At 65.1% G+C, this 21,191-nt stretch carries 18 protein-coding genes; 13 read left to right on the top strand and 5 right to left on the bottom strand.

The annotated features are described in order from the left end of the window. Positions 1-137 precede the first annotated feature (137 nt). From FPY90_RS12745 to FPY90_RS12695, 11 genes are all read left to right on the top strand, one after another. Positions 138-2,285, top strand: coding sequence for an acetate--CoA ligase family protein (locus FPY90_RS12745; RefSeq protein ID WP_498681408.1), 2,148 nt, complete (start codon positions 138-140; stop codon positions 2,283-2,285). Beyond that, a complete protein-coding gene (locus FPY90_RS12740; protein ID WP_498681406.1) occupies positions 2,282-3,856 on the top strand; it encodes an acyl-CoA carboxylase subunit beta in 1,575 nt (524 codons plus the stop codon). The genes FPY90_RS12745 and FPY90_RS12740 overlap by 4 nt, the downstream gene beginning before the upstream one ends. Before the next feature lie 10 nt (positions 3,857-3,866). After that, a complete protein-coding gene (locus FPY90_RS12735) occupies positions 3,867-5,252 on the top strand; it encodes an acetyl-CoA carboxylase biotin carboxylase subunit (RefSeq protein ID WP_071214453.1) in 1,386 nt (461 codons plus the stop codon). 2 nt (positions 5,253-5,254) lie between these two features. After that, a complete protein-coding gene (locus FPY90_RS12730) occupies positions 5,255-5,476 on the top strand; it encodes a biotin/lipoyl-binding carrier protein (protein ID WP_071214452.1) in 222 nt (73 codons plus the stop codon). A gap of 2 nt (positions 5,477-5,478) precedes the next feature. Then, positions 5,479-6,495, top strand: a complete 1,017-nt coding sequence (locus tag FPY90_RS12725; protein ID WP_217641865.1) for an NADPH:quinone oxidoreductase family protein — start codon at positions 5,479-5,481, stop codon at positions 6,493-6,495. A 71-nt stretch (positions 6,496-6,566) separates the two neighbouring features. Continuing rightward, positions 6,567-7,694, top strand: coding sequence for an ABC transporter substrate-binding protein (locus FPY90_RS12720; protein WP_498681405.1), 1,128 nt, complete (start codon positions 6,567-6,569; stop codon positions 7,692-7,694). Positions 7,695-7,711: 17 nt separating this feature from the next. After that, complete coding sequence (locus FPY90_RS12715; protein WP_498681404.1) at positions 7,712-8,785, top strand: phosphotransferase family protein; 1,074 nt, start codon at positions 7,712-7,714, stop codon at positions 8,783-8,785. Continuing rightward, complete coding sequence (locus FPY90_RS12710) at positions 8,786-10,027, top strand: acyl-CoA dehydrogenase family protein (RefSeq protein ID WP_498681403.1); 1,242 nt, start codon at positions 8,786-8,788, stop codon at positions 10,025-10,027. 559 nt (positions 10,028-10,586) lie between these two features. Then, a complete protein-coding gene (locus FPY90_RS12705; RefSeq protein ID WP_498681402.1) occupies positions 10,587-11,642 on the top strand; it encodes an ABC transporter substrate-binding protein in 1,056 nt (351 codons plus the stop codon). 411 nt (positions 11,643-12,053) lie between these two features. Continuing rightward, on the top strand, positions 12,054-12,914 hold the full coding sequence (locus tag FPY90_RS12700; RefSeq protein ID WP_498681400.1) for a PDR/VanB family oxidoreductase: 861 nt from the start codon (positions 12,054-12,056) through the stop codon (positions 12,912-12,914). Between the two features lie 13 nt (positions 12,915-12,927). Beyond that, complete coding sequence (locus FPY90_RS12695) at positions 12,928-14,145, top strand: cytochrome P450 (protein ID WP_498681399.1); 1,218 nt, start codon at positions 12,928-12,930, stop codon at positions 14,143-14,145. Between the two features lie 166 nt (positions 14,146-14,311). Here FPY90_RS12695 and FPY90_RS12690 read toward each other — a convergent pair whose 3' ends face one another. From FPY90_RS12690 to FPY90_RS12675, 4 genes are all read right to left on the bottom strand, one after another. Next, a complete protein-coding gene (locus FPY90_RS12690; RefSeq protein WP_498681397.1) occupies positions 14,312-15,514 on the bottom strand; it encodes an acetyl-CoA C-acyltransferase in 1,203 nt (400 codons plus the stop codon). A 215-nt stretch (positions 15,515-15,729) separates the two neighbouring features. After that, entirely contained in the window at positions 15,730-16,215 is a 486-nt protein-coding gene (locus FPY90_RS12685; protein WP_498681396.1) for a MaoC family dehydratase, read from the bottom strand. Continuing rightward, complete coding sequence (locus tag FPY90_RS12680) at positions 16,212-16,970, bottom strand: SDR family oxidoreductase (protein WP_498681395.1); 759 nt, start codon at positions 16,968-16,970, stop codon at positions 16,212-16,214. The genes FPY90_RS12685 and FPY90_RS12680 overlap by 4 nt, the downstream gene beginning before the upstream one ends. A 56-nt stretch (positions 16,971-17,026) precedes the next feature. Further along, positions 17,027-17,617 carry a histidine phosphatase family protein gene (locus FPY90_RS12675; RefSeq protein ID WP_498681393.1) on the bottom strand — a complete coding sequence of 197 codons (591 nt, stop codon included), beginning with the start codon at positions 17,615-17,617 and terminating at the stop codon, positions 17,027-17,029. Between the two features lie 611 nt (positions 17,618-18,228). On the opposite strand from FPY90_RS12675, the gene FPY90_RS12670 reads away from it, so the two are divergent. Both FPY90_RS12670 and FPY90_RS12665 read left to right on the top strand, forming a co-directional pair. Beyond that, positions 18,229-19,053 carry an oxepin-CoA hydrolase, alternative type gene (locus tag FPY90_RS12670; protein ID WP_498681392.1) on the top strand — a complete coding sequence of 275 codons (825 nt, stop codon included), beginning with the start codon at positions 18,229-18,231 and terminating at the stop codon, positions 19,051-19,053. A 551-nt stretch (positions 19,054-19,604) separates the two neighbouring features. Further along, entirely contained in the window at positions 19,605-20,813 is a 1,209-nt protein-coding gene (locus tag FPY90_RS12665) for an acyl-CoA dehydrogenase family protein (protein WP_498681390.1), read from the top strand. Positions 20,814-20,975: 162 nt separating this feature from the next. Here FPY90_RS12665 and FPY90_RS12660 read toward each other — a convergent pair whose 3' ends face one another. Then, positions 20,976-21,176, bottom strand: coding sequence for an Rv0909 family putative TA system antitoxin (locus FPY90_RS12660; protein ID WP_498681389.1), 201 nt, complete (start codon positions 21,174-21,176; stop codon positions 20,976-20,978). Positions 21,177-21,191: the final 15 nt, after the last annotated feature.

Raw genomic sequence — 21,191 nt, 5'->3', positions numbered from 1 at the left:
CTCACGCCGGACGCATGCCATGCCGTCCGATCCAACGTTCAGTGAGGTGCCCCCAGTTGTTAGTCGAAACAGCCAAGCCTAGTAACTCCGACACCATCGTTGGGTTCATTGCCCAGGCGAAAAACAGGGAATCGGCCATGTTCACCGAAGCAGAAGGAAAATCCCTGCTCTCGGCCTTCGGCATCGACACCCCCCAGGGCGTGGAAATCCCCGTGGGAGGGGAACTTCCCGGACACCTTCGCGAGCCCCTGGTCGTCAAGGCGATTTCCACGACGCTTGTACACAAGTCGGATGCCGGCGGAGTCCGCGTCGGGGTGACCCGCGCCGAACTCCATGAGGTCGCAACGCAGATGCGTGACTCCCTCGCCGACTTCGGGCACCGGCTCGAGGGCCTGCTGGTCGAGGAAATGATTCCGGCCGGCCACGAAATCATCGTCGGCGCCGTGCGCGCCCCCGGACTGGGCTGGACCGTCATGGTCGGCCTGGGCGGAGTCATGGTCGAGGTCTTCGAAGACGTCGCCTTCGGCCTGGCCCCGCTGTCCGAGACCCGGATCAACGGCATGCTGCAGGAACTGCGCGGCCTGAAGATCCTCAACGGCGCACGCGGCGGCCTGAAGGCCGACGTTTCATCGCTGGTCACCCTGATTTCCCGGCTCGCCGGCCCGGACGGACTGCTGGCCTCGCTGCCCGCGGACGTCACGGAAATCGACCTGAACCCGGTCATCGTCTCCGACACCCGCGCGGTGGCCGTGGATGCCCGCTTCGTCGTCGGGGAAGCCGACCCGGCCGATACCGCCGCCATTCAACGTTCCGAGGTTGCGGCAACCGATTTCTCCGCACTGTTCGAACCCCGCCGCGTCGCCGTCGTCGGTGCCAGCGGCAAGCGCCCGAACATGGCCAACCGCTTCATCCTCAACATGCTCGCCAACGGCTTCACCGGAACCATCATCCCGGTGAACCCGACCGCCGACACCATCGAAGGCCTTCCGGCCATCGCTTCGCTGGCCGAGCTGGACGAGCCGGTCGACTACGCATTCGTGGCCATGCCCGGTGCACGCGTTGCCCAGGCGCTGGCCGCCGGCGCCGGCAAGGTGCGCTTCGCGCAGGTCATCTCCAGCGGCTTCGGAGAAGTCGAGGACGGCAAGGAGCTGGAAGCAGAACTGGTGCGCACCGTGCGCGAAGCCGGCATCCGCTTGATCGGCCCGAACTGCCTGGGCACCCACGCCTCGGCCTCACGCCTGTCCTTCCTGCCCGAGGCGCCGCTGACCCCGGGGTCGACGGCAGTGGTATCCCAGAGCGGCGGACTGAGCGTGGACATCCTGCGTGTGGGAGCCATGCGCGGCATCGACTTCCATTCCGTGGTCAGCATCGGCAACAGCGCCGACGTGAACGCGGCCGAACTGGTGAAGTCCCACCTGGCAAACGACGACGTGCAGGTCATCGGCCTGTACGTTGAATCCCTCGGGGTGGCCCGCGAGGTCATGGACGTGCTCGGGGCCGCAGCGACCCGCAAGCCGGTGGTGCTGCTGGCCGGCGGCCGGACGGCCGAAGGCTCGCGTGCAGCAACCAGCCACACCGGCGCCCTGTCCGGGAACCACCGGCTGTGGCCGGCCATTGCCCGGCAGGCAGGGATGACGCTGGTCGACTCGCTCGAGGACTTCGCCACGGCCCTGCACGCACTCTCGACGCTGGACCTCGGCGTGCAGACACGCGGCCGCGAGGCCGTCCTGTTCGGCAACGGCGGCGGCGCCAGCGTGCTGGGCGCCGACGCACTTGACCGCCAGGGCGTGGGATCCCCGCACCTGCCCGACTCGGTGGTCAACCAGCTTGAATCCCTGGAGCTGCCACCGGGCAACGGCTTCCACAACCCGATCGACGTGCCGGCCGGGACGCTGGCGGTCAAGAACGGCGCTGTCGCGCAGGACATCCTCAAGACTGTTCTCGCCGGCAGCCACCCGGCCTTGCTGATCTCCCACCTGAATGTCGGGATCATCCAGCGCAACCTCGGGGAAACGCACGGCGACGTGACGGGCAACATCATCGACTCGATCGGCAAGGCCCGCGACGAATCGAAGCCCGGCACCCACCAGCTGCTGGTCCTGAAAACCGATGGCAGCGCCGAAACCGAGGAAATGATCAAGGCGTACGCACAACGTGCCCGCCGGATCGGCATCCCGGTATTCCCGACCTTTGAAGACGCGGCACTTGCCGCGCGGGCAGTGCTCGAACAGGGCCAGCAAATCCACCAGGCATCGCTTGGCGCAAACGGAAGGCAAGAAAGATGACAACCGAAGCAGTCAAGAAAGACGTGGCCGGCCTCGCAGAAGCCACGTGCACCCGCGAGCAGGAGCACGAAAAGAAGCGCGCTGCTGCATTGGCCATGGGCGGGGTCCGGAAGCTTGAGGCCCGCCGGGCCAAGGGCGAGCTGAACGCCCGCGAGCGCATCGCGCTGCTGCTGGACCCTGGAACCTTCCGCGAGTCCGGGCTGTTCGTGACCTCGGCCGTGCCGGCGGACCGCGACAAGACCCCCGCCGACGGCAAGATTACCGGTACCGGCGAGGTTGACGGCCGGCGCGCGAGCGTCGTGGCCTACGACTTCACCGTCAAGGGATCCTCTTCGTCCCCGATCAGCAACAAGAAGATGTCCCACTTCAAGGAATTGGTGGTCAAGACCGGCCAGCCACTGGTCTACCTTTGCGAATCCACTGGCGTGCGCATGCCCGACGCCATGGGCGGCACCGGCATGGGATCGGCCAACGGCAAGACCCGGTTCCTGCGCCAGCGGGAAAGCCCCTGGGTTTCGGCCGCCTTCGGCTACTGCTTCGGATCGGCGGCCTGGCACACCATGGCCTCTGACTTCGCGGTGTTCCGCAAGGGCGCCGTGCTTGCGGTCTCCAGCCCCAACTTGGTCTCCCGCGCCACCGGCCAGCAGGTCGACGCCCAGGAGCTCGGCGGCTGGAAGATGCACTCCGAGGTCACCGGCTTCGCCGACGCGGTGGCCGACTCCGACGAGGAAGCGATCGAACTGATCCGCCGCTTCCTTTCCTACCTGCCCTCGCACAACGGCCAGACCCCGCCGCTGGCCCCGGTCCCCAGCGGATCCGGGGACCGCGCCGAGGAAATCAAGAACATCGTTCCCGCCGAACGCACCAAGACCTACGACGTGCGCAAGGTCATCGACATCGTCGTGGACACCGGCTCGGTGTTCCCGATCAAGGCCCGCTACGGCAAGTCCCTGGTGACCTCGCTCGCCCGCATCGGCGGCCAGTCGGTCGGCATCGTCGCCAACAACCCGATGTTCAAGGGAGGCGCCCTGGACGGCGCCGCCTGCGACAAGGCGACCAGCTTCCTGGTCCTGTGCGATTCGTACAACATCCCCGTGGTGATGCTCGTTGACCAGCCCGGCTTCCTGATCGGCCTCGAGGCCGAGCGGAGCAAGGTGGCCGGCAAGATAATCAACTGGATGAACGCTCTTTCACTGGTCACCGTGCCGAAGATCGCCGTCACCATGCGCAAGAACTACGGCCAGGCCCTGATCAACATGGGTGGCGGCGGCACCGCCGACGCCACCGCCGGCTGGTGGTCCTCCGAGGTGAGCTTCATGGATCCGACCTCGGCTGTATCGGTGGTGCACGGCATCGACAAGGAAACCGACCCGGAAATGTACGAACTGCGTCTCGCGGAGATGAACAAGGGCACCACCGCCTACGACGTGGCCCAGGTCTTCGGATTCGAGCAGGTCATCGATCCGGCCGAAACCCGCGAGTTCATCCTCGGCGCCCTCAAGGACCACTACCGTGCCCGGACCAACGGTGTCGGCGAACACCTGTTGCGCACCTGGCCCACGAGCTTCTAAGGAGCCCATAATGAATTCATTTCCCGAATGCCTGCTGGTCGCCAACCGCGGCGAAATCGCCCGGCGCATCATCAAGACGGCCAACCGCCTCGGTGTGCGCACCGTCGCCGTCTACCACAAGGTCGACGCCGCCCTGCCCTACGTGGCAGAGGCTTCAGTGGCCATCGAGCTCACCGGCGACATGCCGGTGCAGTCCTACCTCGACCGCGCACAGATCATTGCGATCGCCAAGGAAGCAGGGGCCACCGCCATCCACCCCGGCTACGGGTTCCTGGCCGAAAATGCCGGATTCGCCCGCGAGGTCGCCGAGGCCGGATTGATCTGGGTGGGTCCCTCGGCCGAGGTCATCGAGGTCATGGGGGACAAGGTCGAGTCCCGCCGCGCCGTGGCGGCAGCGGGCGTGCCGATCAGCGGCGACGCCGGTGCCGCACTGAAGACCGGCGATGAGGCCGTCGAGGAAGCCGACCGCATCGGATACCCGGTGATGGTCAAGGCCTCCGCCGGCGGCGGAGGCATCGGCATGGCCGTTGCGCACAACGCCGAGGAGCTTCGCAAGGCCTTCGAGAACACCAAGTCGATGTCCGAGCGCAGCTTCGGCTCCGACCGCGTCTTCGTCGAGCGCTTTGTCCAATCCGCGCGGCACATCGAAGTCCAGGTCTTGGGCCTGGACGACGGCACCGTGGTGGCCCTGGGCGAGCGCGACTGTTCCACCCAGCGCCGTCACCAGAAGCTGATCGAGGAATCCCCGGCGCCGCACCTGGACCCGGCGGTGCGCGAACGCCTCATCGAATGCGCCATCGCCTCCGCCGCAGCGGTCGGCTACCGCAATGCCGGCACCGTCGAGTTCCTGCTGGACACCGTGACCGGCGACTTCGTCTTCCTGGAGATGAACACCCGCATCCAGGTGGAGCACCCGATCACCGAGATGACCCACGGCGTCGACCTGGTCGAGCAGCAGCTTTCCATCGCGGCCACCGGCACCACCACGGAGGATTTCGCACCAGTGGCCCGCGGCCACGCGATCGAGTTGCGCATCTGCGCCGAGGACCCGAAGAAGTTCTTCCCGCGCCCCGGCCCGATCGACGGCTGGATCGAACCCACCGGCGAGGGCATCCGCGTCGACTCCGGCTACCAGGCGCACACCGAAGTCACCCCGCACTTCGACTCGCTGATCGCCAAGGTGTGTGCATTCGGTGCCACCCGCGCCGAAGCCCACGCCCGCGCCATCAAGGCGTGCGAGGAATTCGATATCCAGGGATTGGTCACCAACCAGCAATTCCTAGAGGAGATCCTCGCCTCCGGGGAATTCACCGAGGGACGCTACGACACCGGACTGGTGGAACGCATCCAACTACGACTTAAAGAAGAGGCCAAGCTGGCCAAAAGGAGTGCATGAAAATGGCAGAGACAATTGCGGCGGACATGGGCGCAAACGTGTGGAAGATCCTCGTTGCACCGGGTGACCACGTGGAGGAAGACGATGTTTTCATGATCCTCGAAGCCATGAAGATGGAAATTCCCGTCACGGCCGAGGAAGCCGGCACGGTGCTGTCCGTCGACGTGGCCGAGGGCGACGTGGTCGCCTCCGGCCAGGCCCTGATCCAGTTCGAGTCGGAGTAGCCATGTCGATCCCCAGCACCCTGAAGGCGTGGACGGTCACCCGGCTGGGCGAACCCGTCGATGCACTGCAACTGGCCGACATCGAGGTTCCCGAACCCGGGGCGGGGCAGGTGCTTGTGCGCGTCCTGGCTTCCGCGGCCAACTTCCCGGACGTCCTGATGTGCCGCGGCATCTACCAGGTCAAGCCGGAACTGCCGTTCACTCCCGGACGCGAAGTCTGCGCCGAGGTGATCGCCGTGGGCCCGGGAACCACCCGGGCGGCGGTCGGCGACCGGGTCCTGGGCCTGACCACCCTGCCGTACGGCGGGTTCGCCGAATACGCGCTGATGGACCAGGACAAGGTGCACCAGGCACCGGCCTCGCTGGATGACGCCCAGGCCTCCTGCCTGTTCATCGGCTACCAGACCGGCTGGTTCGCACTGCACCGCCTGGCCCGGATCCAGCCGGGGGAGACGCTGCTGGTCCACGCCGCCGCCGGCGGCGTGGGCAGCGCCGCGATCCAGCTCGGCAAGGCTGCCGGAGCGAGGGTCATCGGCGTGGTCGGTGGCGAGGCGAAGGCCGAATACGCCCGCAAGCTCGGCGCCGACCTGGTCATCGACCGGCGCAAGGACGACTTTGTCGAGCAGGTCAAGGTGTTCACCGGCGGCCAGGGAGCCGATGTCATCTACGACCCGGTGGGCGGGGAGACCTACCAGCGCTCGACCAAGTGCATCGCGTTCGAGGGCCGGATCATTGTCGTCGGCTTTGCCGGGGGAGAAATCCAGAGCGCGAAGCTGAACCACGCGCTGGTGAAGAACTACTCGATCATGGGCATCCACTGGGGCCTTTACAACACCAAGAACCCGGCACTCGTGGACCGGTGCCACCAGGAATTGACCAGGTTGGCGGACTCCGGGGCCATCGACCCCTTCGTCAGCGAAAGGTTCACCCTGGACGGCGTGCCCGCCGCACTCCAGCGGCTGGCAGATGGAAAGACCGTGGGCCGCGTGGTCATGGAACACGCCGAGAACCAACACTAGTCAGCTCACCGTCGCACCGGGCCACGGACGGCCGGGGCCGGCAGGTACGAATCAACCACAATGGAGTGAAGATGTTTGAGTCACAGAACGGCCGCTCGCCCCTCGGGGCCCGGCGGATGTTGGACAGCGGCGTATCTCGACGTTCGCTGTTGAAGTATCTCGGCCTTGGCACGGCCGCCCTTGGCTCGGCCTCGCTGCTGGCGGCCTGCGGTGGGCAGGCCGGGGGCGCGGCGGGCGCCTCCGGTGCCGCCCAGAAGTTCGGGGTGGCGTCCTTCCCCGGCGACGCGTACTTCCTGGACACCGTGAACCTGGCCAACAAGGACTACGCCAAGCACTCGCTGGAGGTGCCCAAGCTCCTAACCCCGCAGAGCGGCGTCCAGGCGTTCCAGCTCCTGGTCGCCGGTGCAGTTGACGGCTACGCCGCCGACACCGGGCTGCTGATGGCCACCCACGCGAACAGCTCCAAGGGCAAGCGCCCGGTGCTGGTGGGCTTCCGGACCCTGGAGACCACCTACGGAATCGTTGGCAGCCCGGATGTCTCGTGGCCCGCGGCCGATGCCGGCTTCGAGGAGAAGATGCGCTCCCTGAAGGGCAAGAAGATCGGCGTCACGGCCGTTGGCGCCGGCGGCGACCTGCAACTGCGGCTGGCCCTGGAACTGGCGGGCATGAAGGCCGGCGACGTCACCGTCCTTGCCGTCGGGCCCACCGTCCAGGCGATCCCCAACATCAAGGCCAAGCGCATCGACGCCTACGTCTCGGTCCAATGGACCTCCACGCGCCTGATCGCGAAGGAAGCCGGCGGAAACATTCTGCTCGACTTCTCCGCGGCCAATGTCCCGGAATTGCTGCGCAACCAGGCGGTGGTGGCGATCGGCGTCCGCGAGGAACTGGCACAAAAGCAGCCCGAAGTCGTCCAGAACTGGCTGGCCGCCCAGGAAGATGCCAGCAACTGGATCCACGCGAACAAGGAGGCGGCGGCGAAGTTGCTCAACGACAATGGGCTGGGCGGCAAGGCCCCGGAAATCGCGGCGGCCTATGTGGAGCACTACATCACTGCGGTCCAGCCAAAGATCAAGCCGATGTTCAAGGCCGACGAGGCAACGGTCGATAACATGGCCGAGCTTGCACTGCGCTTCGGCAGCGTCAAGAAGGGCGACATCACCTTTGAGACGCTCGTTCCGGAGTTCGCACGGGCATGAGTGAAACGGCAGACATAATGAAAACCGCACACGAACCCGGCGCAGCGGCGCCGGCCGGCTCACCCACCGGACTCGATCTTGGCCGGCTGAAGGCCTGGCTGGAGACGGAGAAGCCAGGCCTGGTGGCCGGGGACCTGAGGGCAACCCTGATCCAGGGCGGCCGTTCCAACCTGACCTACGCCATGGGCGACGGAACCCGGCAGTGGATCGTGCGCCGCCCGCCCCTGGGCGAGATCATGGCCACCGCGCATGACATGAACCGGGAATACGCCATGGCCTCGGCGCTGGAAGGCACCGACGTCCCGGTGGCGAAAATGATCGCCTACTGCGGTGACAAGGACGTGCTGGGCGCCGACTTCTACGTCATGGAACTAGTCGAAGGCGTGCCCTACCGGTACGCGGACGAGTTGAAGCCGCTGGGCGAAAAGCGCACCCGCGCCATCGCGGACCAGCTGGTTTCCACCCTGGCCAAGCTGCATTCCGTGGATCCCGCCGAGGTTGGCCTGGGCGACTTCGGCCGCCCCGAGGGATTCCTGGGTCGGCAGGTCAACCGCTGGAAGAAGCAGTTGGATGCCTCCTTCACCCGGGAACTTCCCGGGTCCGGGGAGCTGTACCGGAAGCTCGTTGCGGCGCTGCCCGCCACGTCGGCCTCCGGCATCGTGCACGGCGACTTCCGCCTGGACAACGTGCTGATGGGGGCCGACGATGTGCCGGCCGCCGTCATCGACTGGGAAATGGCCACGCTCGGGGACCCGCTGCTCGACCTTGCGCTGATGCTCACCTACCAGCGCCGGGCGGAGGTCGTGGCCGGCTGGGAATCGACCGACCCCGCCACCCACGACGCAACCCTGGCACCGGGATACCCCTCCCAAGAGGAGATCATGGCGCTCTACGCGAAGGAGAGCGGACGTTCCCTGGACGGATTCGGGTTCCATCTCGGCCTGGCCGCCTTCAAGCTGGCCGGCATCGCCGAGGGGGTCCGCTACAGATACATCAACCGCCAAACGGTTGGCGAAGGTTTCGAAAACGCCGGCAACACCGTACCGATGCTGCTGGAACTCGGGCTTGAATCACTGAAGGAGTACAAGTAAATGGATTTCTCGACGGATGAGCGGACGGAGCTGCTGAAAAAGGAGCTCGTCGATTTCATGTACGGCCACGTGTACCCGGCGGAAGCCGAGTACGAGCAGGAATTGGAGGCCATGGAGGACCCCTTTGCGTTCTCGCAGTCCCCGACCCTGCAGCGGCTTCGCGCCGAGGCCCGCAGCCGCGGGCTGTGGAACCTGTTCCTGCCGGGCGAGGAAGGAGCCGGGTTGACCAACCTGCAGTACGCGCCGCTGGCCGAGATCACCGGCCGCAGCCGGACGCTGGCTCCCGCCGCGCTGAACTGCGCGGCCCCGGACACCGGGAACATGGAGTTGCTGGCCGAGTTCGGCACCGAGGAACAGAAGGAAAAGTGGCTCAAGCCGCTGCTTGCGGGCGAAATCCGGTCGGCCTTCGCCATGACCGAGCCGGCCGTGGCCTCCTCGGATGCGACCAACGTGGAGACCTCGATCGTGCGCGACGGGGACGACTACGTGATCAACGGCCGCAAGTGGTTCATCACCGGTGCGGTGAACCCGAACTGCGAGATCTTCATCGTGATGGGCAAGACCGACCCAAGCGCCCACCGCCACCGCCAGCAGAGCCAGATCCTGGTTCCGCGAGACACCCCCGGCCTGGTCATCAAGCGGGCCATGACGGTCTTCGGGTACCAGGACCACTACAACGGCGGCCACGGCGAGATCGAGTTCAACGATGTGCGCGTCCCGGCAACGAACATCATTGGCGGGGAAGGCGAGGGCTTCGCCATCGCCCAGGCCCGGTTGGGTCCGGGCCGCATCCACCACTGCATGCGTGCGATAGGCATGGCCGAGCGTGCCATCAACTCGATGTGCGAGCGTGCCGACGAGCGCGTGCCCTTCGGCAAGCCGCTGTCGGACCAGGGAGTGGTCCGCGACTGGATCGCCGAATCCCGGGTTCGCGTGGAGCAGCTGCGCCTGATGGTGCTCAAGACGGCCTGGCTCATGGACACCGTGGGCAACAAGGGCGCCCACACCGAGATCCAGGCGATCAAGATCGCCACCCCCTCGACCGTGGAATGGATCCTTGACAAGGCCATCCAGGTCCACGGGGCCGCCGGGCTCTCGCAGGACACCTTCCTGGCTCCTGCCTTCGCCTATGTGCGCAGCCTGCGCTTCGCCGACGGTCCGGACGAGGTGCACAAGAACGCACTGGCCCGCAACGAGCTCAAGCGCCAGCGCGCCCGCCGTGAGGCCCGCGCCAACGCCTAAGTTGGTTCGGCGCAGCGCTGCTGACCCAGTCTGAATCGACGTCCCCCGCCACACCTCGTGGCGGGGGACGTTGTCATATCCGGGGACAGGCGACGTTCCGATAGCGGATGCATATCACCCTGCCATGGGCCGTGCACTTCCTGCGGCCAGCTCCGCAAACGAGACTTGGCTCACACCGGGGGTGCGGGAGCGCGGGATCGACGTCCAGATTCGACGTCCATTCAGGCGTACCGGGTCGCCAATCGAAACCGCCCTGGCGGATGGCCCCGGAGCGCAAGGCAAATCCGTGCATTGGCCACCAACACTCGACCACGGGGGTCAACCAGGACTGTGCATCACGAAGTTCCCGCCAACGGCCTATGTCCCCAGCAGGTGCGCGGTTCGCCGGTCAACGGGCGCCCGGCGAATGCCCATGGACCATGCCGGACCCAAGGAAATCGAATGCCGTACCCAACGCAACCACTGGCACGAAGCACGAATCAACCACTGAGGAGCAGGAATGTTTGAGTCACGGAACAGCGGATTGTCCATCGGAAGCCTGAGGCAGTTGGAAGGTGGCGTGTCGCGGCGTTCGCTGTTGAAGTATGCCGGACTCGGAGCGGCGGCACTTGGCTCGGCGTCCCTGCTGACGGCCTGCGGAGGCGGGGCAGGAGCCGCGGACGGCCTCACGACATTCGGGATCGGGGCGTTCCCGGGGGACTCGTTCTTCCTCGATACGGTCAATCTGGCCAACAAGGACTATTCCAGGCACGGCTTGGACGTTCCCAAGCACCTGACTCCGCAAAGCGGTGTCCAGTCCTTCCAGCTGATGGTTGCCGGAGCTCTTGACGGGCTGGGCGCCGACACGATGCTGCTGATGGCGACCCACGCGAACAGCTCCAAGGGCAAGCGCCCCGTTCTCATTGGCTTCCGAACGGCAGAGACCTCCTACGGAATCGTCGGAGGCAAGGACTTCCAGTCGCCAGGTTCCGATGCGGGTTTTGAGGAGAAGATGCGGTCGCTGAAGGGCAAGAAGGTGGGCGTGACGAGCGTTGGTTCGGGCAGTGACCTGCAACTGAAGCTGGCGCTCGAACTGGCCGGCATGAAGTACGGCGACGTCACCGCCCTGGCGGTCGGCACCACCGCCAACGCCATCCCGAACCTCAAGCAGGGGCGCGTCGATGCCTATGTCACCGTCCAGTGGACCTCGACTCGGTACGTGGCCAAGGAAGCCGGCGGTTCCATCATCATCGATTTCGCCGAACCGAGTGTTCCGGAGCTGCTGCGCAACCAGGCCGTGCTTGCGATCGCCGTCCGCGAGGAAACGGCCCAGAATCAGCCGGAGCTGGTCACGAACTGGCTGGCATGCCAAGACGATGCCAAGAACTGGATCATTGACAACAAGAAGGCGGCGGCCGAGCTGCTCAACACCACCGGGCTCGGTGGCAAGGCGCTGGATATAGCCGAGGCGTACATCGAGCACTACGCCACCACGATGGCTCCGAACATCCAACCGATGTTCAAGGCGAAGAAGGAAACCGTGGAACACATGGCCACACTCGCCGAGCGTTTCGGAAGCATCAATAAGGGGGATATAACCTACGAAACCTTGGTACCCGAATTTGCGCGGGCGTAGGTGGCACGGGCATGAATGCGTGATGCACGCATTCGCCCACTGCGGTTGACCGGGAATCAATTGCCGGCGCCGGTCGGCCGTGGAGGGCGGACGGGGTGCACGGCAATGTCCCTCGCCACGGTGGCGGGGGACTTTGCCGTGCCCGGACCAACTTCCGGCATTTGCCGTCAAGCGTTGCCCCTCTACCACCCGGCTATCACGTCGATACGACATGTGAGATTGATTACAGGCTTGTTTGGCAGGGATGATCGAGGTATGTCTACTCATGCCACTTCGCTCCCGGTCGACGTTTCGTCGGCGTACAGGCCCACCGTTGGCCGCCCTGGAATCCAGTCCCTCCGGGTAGCCCGGAAGGATCTGCTGGCAGACGGTGTCGTCCGCTTGCGGCTGGAGGAACCGAACCAGGCCCGAGTGCCGGACTGGACGCCCGGCGCGCACATCGAACTGGTGCTCCCGACCTCGGACGAGGGAACCGTGTCGCGGCACTATTCGTTGTGTGGCGACCGGTGGGACGCGCATGCCTACGAGGTGGCGGTCTTGAATGAACCGAATTCCAGGGGCGGATCGCGCTACATCCACGAGGAGCTCGCGGTGGGGGACATGATCACCGTGGGAACCCCGCGCAACAACTTTCCCCTGTCTCAGGCGAAGCGCTTCGAGTTCATTGCCGGCGGCATCGGGATCACCCCGATCATGACGATGATCGCGGCCGCCGAACAGTTGGGCATCGATTGGCACTTGCACTACGGCGGCAGGACGCGCGCCTCGATGGCCTTCCTCGACGAATTGGCGCAGTACGGCGACCGCGTCACCATCTGGCCGCAGGACGAACTCGGCCACCTGAACCTGGGCTTCCTCAACGAGATGCCCGAAGACGGACGCGTCTACTGCTGCGGACCGGAACCGCTGTTGAACGCGGTAGCCGGAGCCGCGGCGGCATGGCCCACGTGGGCGGTGCGCTTTGAACGCTTCGTTGCCGCAAGCCTGGACGAACCGGTGCGCACCGAGCCGTTCGAGCTGGAACTGGCCGTGTCGAAGAAGACCGTCACCGTCGGAACCAACGAAACCGTTCTCTCCGCCCTGTCCTGCGCCGGGGTCCCGGTGTTGGCCTCGTGTATGGAGGGCGTGTGCGGCACCTGCGAGGTCGGGGTGCTCAAGGGCACCCCGGAACACCGCGACTCGCTGCTCAACGATGCCGAGCGTGCCAAGAACGACCGAATGTTTGTCTGTGTCTCGCGAGCGGTCTCCGATCGCCTCGTGCTGGATCTATAGAAGAGGTACTCCCATGTCGATCACGACGAAATGCCCGGCCCACCAGGGTGCCATCCCGGTCCTCGACGATGACCCGTTCTCGCCGGAGATCCTTGAAGACCCGTTGCCGTTCCAGCAGCGCCTGCGCGAGGCCGGCCCGGTGGTATTCCTGTCGAAATACAACGTCCATGCGATCGGGCGTCACGAGGAGCTGGCCGGTTCGCTGGAGAACTGGCAGGAGCTGAACTCGGGCTCGGGCGTGGGCCTGAACGAGCCTTGGCGTGCTCGGGGCCTGCTGCAGATGGATCCGCCGGAGCATGACGCCCCGCGCGAGGTGTTGCAGGAGATCATGTCCTCGCGCGCCCTGCGTGCGCTGAGGGACACCTGCCTGTCGCACGCCGATCGGGTGCTGAACCCCCTGCTGGCCGGAAAAGACCCCGGTACGCAGGTCGAGATAGACGGCTTCGGCGACATCGGCTCCGTCTTGCCGGTGAACTTCTTCCCGGATGCCGCGGGCATTTCCGACGAGGGCCGCGAGAACCTCGTGCCCTATGCCGACCACATCTTCAATGCCGCCGGCCCGCACAACGAGCTGTACAAACAAGGCGAATGCCAGGCCCCGGCACTGGCCGAGTGGGCCACCGCAAAGTGCCAACGCGACTCCCTGAAGCCCGAGGGCTTCGGAGCCGACGTCTGGGCAGCCGCCGACCGCGGGGACATCACCCATGACTTTGCGCCGCTGCTGACCCGTTCGCTGCTGTCTGCCGGCGTGGACACGACCGTGTACGGCATCACCGGCCTGCTGTACGCGCTGGCCACCAACCCCGACCAGTGGGCCGCGCTGAAGGCCAATCCGGGCCTGGCCCGCGTGGCCTTCGACGAGTCGCTGCGCTGGATCTCCCCGGTGCAGCATCTCTTCCGCAAGGCAGCGAACGACGTGGAAATTGGTGGAACCGTCATTGCCGCCGGGACCCGTGTCATGCTGAACTTCGCCGCCGCGAACCGCGACCCGCGCCGCTGGGAAGACCCGGACAAGTTCGACTTGTCGCGTGACCCCTCCGGCCACCTGGCCTTCGGCATGGGCGTGCACCAATGCGTGGGCCAGCATGCCGCCCGACTGCAGGCCGCCTGCCTCCTGGAGAAGCTGCTGCCACTTGTCGAACGCATTGAGCTGGCCGCACCGGTTCGGTACCACCACAACAACGCGCTGCGCGGCTGGGGAGCCGTGCCGCTGCGCCTGACACTCGCCTAGGAAAACCCCTAGGCGTATCAACGCCGGCATCGAGGAAGAACCCTTAGTGCCGGCGCCCTGTTTTCGGACTTCGACTTTTCACCTGCCACGACATGATCACGGCACGGGGCAGGGCGGTTATTCCGGCATCATGCCGGCCAACCGCCCTGCCCCGTGCTTCTTGTTTCTAGCGTGCGACCTCGAAGAGGCCGGCGGCTCCCATGCCGCCGCCCACGCACATCGAGACGACAACGAATTGCGTATCGCGGCGCCGGGCCTCGAGCAGGGCGCTGCCCACGGCACGCGAGCCGGTCATGCCGTAGGGATGGCCCAGGGCGATTGCACCGCCGTTGACGTTCATCTTTTCCGGGTCGATGCCCAGAATGTCGCGGCAGTAGACGGCCTGGGCGGCGAAGGCCTCGTTCAGTTCCCAGATCCCGATGTCGTCAACGGTGAGCCCGTGGTTCTTCAGCAACTTCGGGATGGCGGTGACCGGCCCGATCCCCATCTCGTCGGGTTCGCATCCGGTCACGGCAATGCCGCAGTAGAAGCCCAGCGGCGCCAACCCCAGGGACGCTGCGTAGTCGCTGTTCATCAGCACATTCGCCGAGGCGCCATCGGAAAGCTGTGAGGCGTTGCCCGCGGTCACCGTCGGATTCGCGGTGAAGTCCCCGGGCTTCAGCACCGTGCGCAACCCGGCCAGGGTTTCGAGCGTGGTGCTGGCCCGAATGCCCTCATCCTGGCTGACGAGCTGCTCGAATTCGGTGACTTCGCCGGATTCCTTGTCGGTCTTCAGCGTGGTCACCAGGATCGGGGCGATCTCGTCGGTGAACCTGCCGCCGGCCTGGGCGTTGGCTGCCCGTTGCTGGGAGAGCGCGCCCATTTGGTCCTGCCGTTCGCGGCTGATGGAGTATCGCTCGGCCACGAGTTCGGCGGTCTGCAGCATGGGCATGTAGGTGCCCGGGCGGTTGGCCTCAAGCCAGGGATCGCGGTTGCGGTACCTGTTGAGGTGTTCGTTTTGGACCAGCGAAATGGATTCGACCCCGCCGCCGACGGCAACATTCATGGAATCGACGAGGATTTGCTTGGCAGCTGTCGCGACGGCCATCAACCCGGAGGAACACTGCCGGTCGATGGTTTGCCCGGGCACCGTCACCGGCAGGCCAGCGCGCAGGGCTCCCTGGCGGGCGACGTTGAAGCCCTGCGTCCCCTGCTGCGCCGCGGCACCCATGATGACATCTTCGACCGACGCCGGGTCGATCCCCGTCTTGGCAAGCGCCGCCGCAATTGCGTGGCCGGCCAGCTCGGGGGCAGAGGTGTTGTTGAATGCGCCACGGTGGGCCTTGCCAATGGGCGTGCGGGCGGTTGCAACGATGGCTGCTCTGGTCATGCCGACTCCTTGGATTGTGTTTGGGTCTAACTCGTGGTCTAAAAGCAAGGCAAGGCACACCGACGCGCTGCGTCAGGTGTGTCCTTGCCGAAGGCGGATCATTGGCCAGTGAGCGGCACTGCCGCCCTGGGCCACATTCCGGGAGGTGCCCCGCAACCCCATTGTTCCGGGGCACCTCCCCATTGCATCGCCCCCGAGGTGAAGGGTGGATTCCCTCAGGTTCCGGACGATGTGCCGGGGGACTCGTAGAGCCGTGAGACGATCTCGGCCACGCAACCGGGTTTGGACTGCATCCCGTTCGCCTGCTGCTCGATGGTGACTTGGATGATCGACTGGCTCCAGGGCTCGGTGCGTTCCACCGACAGCAATTTGACCCGGGCACGTACCGTTGCCCCCGTGGGCACGGGGGCCGGGTAGCGGACCTTGTTCGATCCGTAGTTGACGGCCATCGCCAATCCGTCCAGCTGGTACACGGTTCGCACGAGTCCCGGAATCAGCGAAAGCGTCAGGTAGCCATGCGCCACGGTGGTGCCGAATGGGCCGTCTGCGGCACGTTGGGCATCAACATGGATCCATTGCTCGTCATTGGTGACCTTGGCAAACACGTCGATGTCATCCTGCGTGATGGTCCGCCATTGACTGACGCCCAGTTCCTGGCCAACATTTTGCGCGAGCTCGTCGATGGAGCTGAAGACTCTCATGCCTTCGGTCCGCCCGCCACGTACAGCACCTGGCCGGATACGAAGCCGGCCGCCTCATGGGCGAAGAACGAGACGGCGTTGGCGATGTCGGTCGGCGTGCCGGCGCGGCGCACCGGAATCTCTTCCGCGCGGGCCTTTTTGAAGTCCTCGAAGCTGACGCCCATCCGCTCGGCCGTGGATGCTGTCATCTCGGTTTCGATGAAGCCGGGGGCTATCGCATTGGCGGTGACGCCGAAGGGGCCCAATTCCAGGGCGAGGGTCTTGGTGAATCCCTGCAGCCCGGCCTTGGCCGCCGAGTAGTTAGCCTGGCCGCGGTTGCCCAGGGCGGAGGTGCTCGAAAGATTGATGATGCGCCCCCACTTGGCCTCGACCATGTGTTTCTGTGCGGCCCGGGCGACGAGGAAGGATCCGCGCAGGTGGACGTTCATGACCAGGTCCCAATCGGAGACGGGCATCTTGAACAGCATGTTGTCCCGGATGATGCCGGCATTGTTGACCACCACCACCGGCGGGCCAAGTTCGTCGGCGGTGCGAGCCACTGCCGCGGTGACGGCATCCTCGTCGGAGATGTCAGCGACAATGCCGATGGCGGCGTGGCCCTCTGCATGAAGGTCGCTGGTGAGCGCATCAAGGCCTTTTTCGTCCAGGTCCACCGCGGCGATGTTGAATCCGTCGGAGGCCAGTCGACGGGCAACTTCCGCGCCAATGCCGCGTCCCGCCCCGGTGATAATCGCAGTGCGCTTGTGTTCAGTCATGATGAAACCTGTTTCCTTGTCTTGAATGCAGTGGTTGGAGGGGAACGCCGGCCGGCTCAGCGGTAGGTGATCCAGGACTGGGGGAGATGGCCATGGTCGTTGTAGGTGACCATCGTCTTGCCCTGGGCCCCGGAGACGATCTTGGTGACGCCGGAGTTGACGGTGACGCGGTTCAGCGCGAGCCATTGCGGAAAGCCGCCATTGACCAGTCGGGTAACCGCCCAGGCGATGGCCCCCGAGCTCGAGACGACCAGCGCGCTCTTGCCTGGGCCGAGCCCGGCCATGGCATTGTCCATGGCCGCATCGATCCGGTCGGCAAAGGCCTTGAACGTCTCCCGGTAGTCATCGTCGTGCTCGCCGGAGGCCCAGCGTGCCGAGGATTTCTCCAACATCCGCTGGAAGGCGCCGGTATCGGTCTTGGACTTCGGGTCCTTTTCGGGGAAGGCATCGATCACCGCGGTGGCGTTGAATTCGTCCCAGCCGGGGTCAACGGCGGGGGCAGCGTCCCAGCCTGCAACCTCGAGGGCGCACAGCGCCGTCTGCCGCTGGCGTTTCATGTCACCGGTGAGGACGCGGTCGGGGATGGTTCCATGACGCTTCAAATGCTCGCCGAGGGCCTGGCTCTGGGCGATGCCGCGCCGCGACAATCGATCATAGTCGTCGGTGCCAAAGGATGCTTGTCCATGCCGGACCAAATAGAGAACGCTCACCTTCTGGACGTTAGCCCAGCCACTTCCACCGCGGATAGCATCCGCCCCTTATAGCCGCGATAGGCGAAAAGCGGACCATCGCCGGCTACTTTGCCCCTGCCGTTCTTGAAGCCCTTCGGATCGGTCGGCAGGGTTCCAATCGCAGGGTCGTTGTCGGCGCAGCGCCATGCAGACCACAGATCGACATCGGGGGAGCGCTCGGTCAGCCGCACGAAGGCCACCGGGGCCGGAAGTGGAAGAGAGCCACGGAAGCCACGGGAACGTGCCAGCCGACCGGCTCGTCATGACCGGCCTGACATGGCCCGGAAAAGGCTTGGCCGTGATAGATGCCGGGTATCTGTCGTGGGCCATGGGGGGTTGCCAGGAATTCCAGTGCCGGTAGGCTCAGCGGTATTACACACCTCTGCGGCAAGTCAGCTCCAAGGCCGCGGCGGTGGAGAAGGGCGCGGGGTATTGGGGTCCTCGGATGGACGCCGTACAACCGTGCGATGCCCGGCAACGAGTTCCTTCACCGGAAAATTTCATCGACCATGGACAGGATCCACAGCATGAGCACCGACGTCCTCTTGGAGCGCACCGAAGGCCACGTCCTGGTGCTGACCATCAACAGCCCTTCCACGCGCAACTCGATCGGCCCCGAGTTCTTCCAGACTCTCAGCCGGACGCTGGCAGCCGCTGCGGGCGATCCCGCTGTGGGAGCGGTCGTGATCACTGGTGCCGATGGATTCTTCTGCTCCGGCGGCAACCTTCACCAGCTCGCCGGCACCCGGAACCTTGACGCAGAAGCACGACGTGCGCGCATCGATTTGCTGCACCGGATGATCCTTGACATCAGGTCATGCCCCAAGCCCGTCATCACGGCGGTGGAAGGAGGCGCCGCCGGGGCGGGCTTGTCGCTGGCGCTTGCAGGCGACCTGCTCGTTGCGGCCCGCAATGCATTCTTTTCCGCCGCCTACATCAAGGCCGGGCTGACCCCCGACGGCGGACTGACGGCTCTGCTTGCCGAATCGGTGCCGCGTCAGGCGCTGACCCAGATGTGCCTCACCGGCGAACGGGTCGGAGCTGAGCGCATGCACGGGCTGGGTGCTGTTTCAGCACTGGTGGAGGCCGGCCATGCCGAAACCAAGGCCATCGAACTGGCAACGCAGTTGGCCCGAGGCCCGGAACACGCCACGGAACGAATCCTCGGATTGTGCCGCACCGCGCACACCCAAACCCTCGAAGCGCAGCTGGATGACGAAGCCGGTGCCATGGTCGCCAGTATGGTCGACCCGGAGGCGGTCGAAGGTATCTCCGCCGTGCTGGCTCGGCGGGCCGCCGACTTTACGGCCCTGCGAGGCGCCGGATTCCCGGGCTCGGGGCTGGCCACCTGAGGGGCATGGAATGGTGTGATCCCCGTAGTGGTTGGCCATCCACTCCGGGCCAGCATCTATCGGGGTGATTAGTTGAAGAACGGCCCGAGGAACCGATTGGCGAGGGACGGAAGCCATGATTCCGGTCCTGGGCAGAAGCGCGAATGCCAGACATGGAGCCCGGCATTGGTGCCCAGCTGGCGAAAATACGGACTTCATGCGGCTTCGGTGGTCATGCAGTGAGGTCGTTGACGGAATGTCAAGGGTTGGACTGGCTTTCATGCTCTGAGGCAGCGTGTAGGCCTGCTGGTCCAATCCGGTTTGCCCAACACGGTTGTTAGTGTGGTGCGGGTTACCAGGTGACGTGAAAGTCCGCAGTGGATGGAAACCATGGTGTAAGCCCAGGGTGAGCCAAGCGCGATAGGCGGATGCGCCTACGCCACGGGCCATCAGCGTGGCGTCATGGCGTGCAATCGCCTGCCACGGCGGGATGACGGTTGATGCCCTGCCGCCTACCCATTGGCGCTGCCAGGACTTCATGTCTCTGCAGAATACGAAAAGAAAGATGGACCATGACCTCGGTTATCGACCACCCAGACTACTTCTTGCTTGATGCGGATCTCACCCACGCAGATCGAGAGCTCCGTGACCGGGTGCGCGCCTTTGGACAGGCAAGCATTGAGCCGATCATCAATGATTACTGGGAACGCGCAGAATTTCCGCGAGAGGTAATCCCGGGTCTTCGTGATCTTGGAATCGTTGGCACCTTCATCAATGGCTACGACTGCCCGGGTTTCTCCCGGCAGGCTGCCGGACTCGTTGCCCGCGAAATGGGGCGCATTGATGGTTCGGTCAACACGTTCCTTGGCGTGCACTCCAACCTGTGCATGGGTTCCATCTACATGCTGGGCAACGAGGAACAGCGGCAGCGTTGGTTGCCTGCGATGTCGCGACTTGAGAAGACCGGGGCCTTTGCACTGACGGAGCCCGACCATGGATCCGATTCGGTCTCGTTGGAGACCTCGGCACGCCGTGACGGCGACACCTGGTTGCTCAACGGGCACAAGCGGTGGATCGGCAACGGGCACGAGGCGGACGTGATCGTGCTCTTCGCCCGCGATGAGGCCGATGGGCAGGTCAAGGCATTCGTCGTGGAACGTCAGGCCTCGGGGGAGTACCCCAGCGGGTACCGACCGACACCGATCGTTGGCAAGATCGCCAAGCGGTCAATCCTGCAGGCAGACATCGTTATCGAAAACCTGCGCATCCCGGCGGAAAACCGCCTGGAAAACTGCGAGTCATTTGCCGGGGTCAACCGCGTGCTGAAAGCGACCCGTGGCGGTGCCTCGTGGGAAGCGGTGGGTCACGGCATGGCTGCCTTCGAAATGGCTGCCAAGTACGCCCTGCAACGTGAACAGTTCGGGGCTCCGATCGCCAGCTACCAGCTGGTCCAGGAGAAGCTGGCGACGATGCTTTCTGACCTGACGGGCATGCAGTTGATGTGCACCCGCATGGCGGAGTTGCAGGAACGCGACGAACTAACCGCCCCCATGGCGTCGATGATCAAGATGACGACCTCGCGCAAGGCCCTTGCCATCTGCCGTGAAGCGCGTGACATGATGGCCGGCAACGGCCTCCTGCTGGAAAACCACGTGGCCCGTCACTTGATGGACATGGAAGTCGTTTCCACCTATGAGGGCACCGATTCAATGCAGGCCCTAATTGTCGGTCGCGACATCACCGGCATTTCCGCGTTCACCCGCAAGCAGTCGACAAGGTAGCAACCCGGGAATTGAAAAAGAAGCGCGAAGGAGCGAAAACACGAGACTCCGTGCTCTCACCCCACCGCGATTGATTCAGGCATCATCCGCTCCCCGCGGACAGATGCAGGTGCGAACCTGGAATCCCCGGTGCCTGTCCATGACCATGGCCCTCGCGGAGGTTTAGGGGCGCTTGTCCAAGCGCTTGCGCGCTTCCTCCCGCGCGCGTTCGATCTTGTCCAGGTGCTTGCCCTTGGTGGCTTTTCCAGCCAGAACCGCGGCCTTGTCGACCACCTGGCCACCGGCCTGCCTGACCTTGGGGTTTTTCGCTGCTTCCCTAAGGATCTTGCTGAATTTACTGAAACCTGCCACGGCGTTTCCCACCTTCTATCATCGGAA

Origin of the sequence: Arthrobacter sp. C2 (assembly GCA_024207135.1) — a bacterium.
In the GTDB taxonomy this organism is placed as follows: Bacteria; Actinomycetota; Actinomycetes; order Actinomycetales; family Micrococcaceae; genus Paeniglutamicibacter.
The sequence above is the reverse complement of the archived record's forward strand: the minus strand, read 5'-3'. Positions and strand labels throughout refer to the sequence as shown.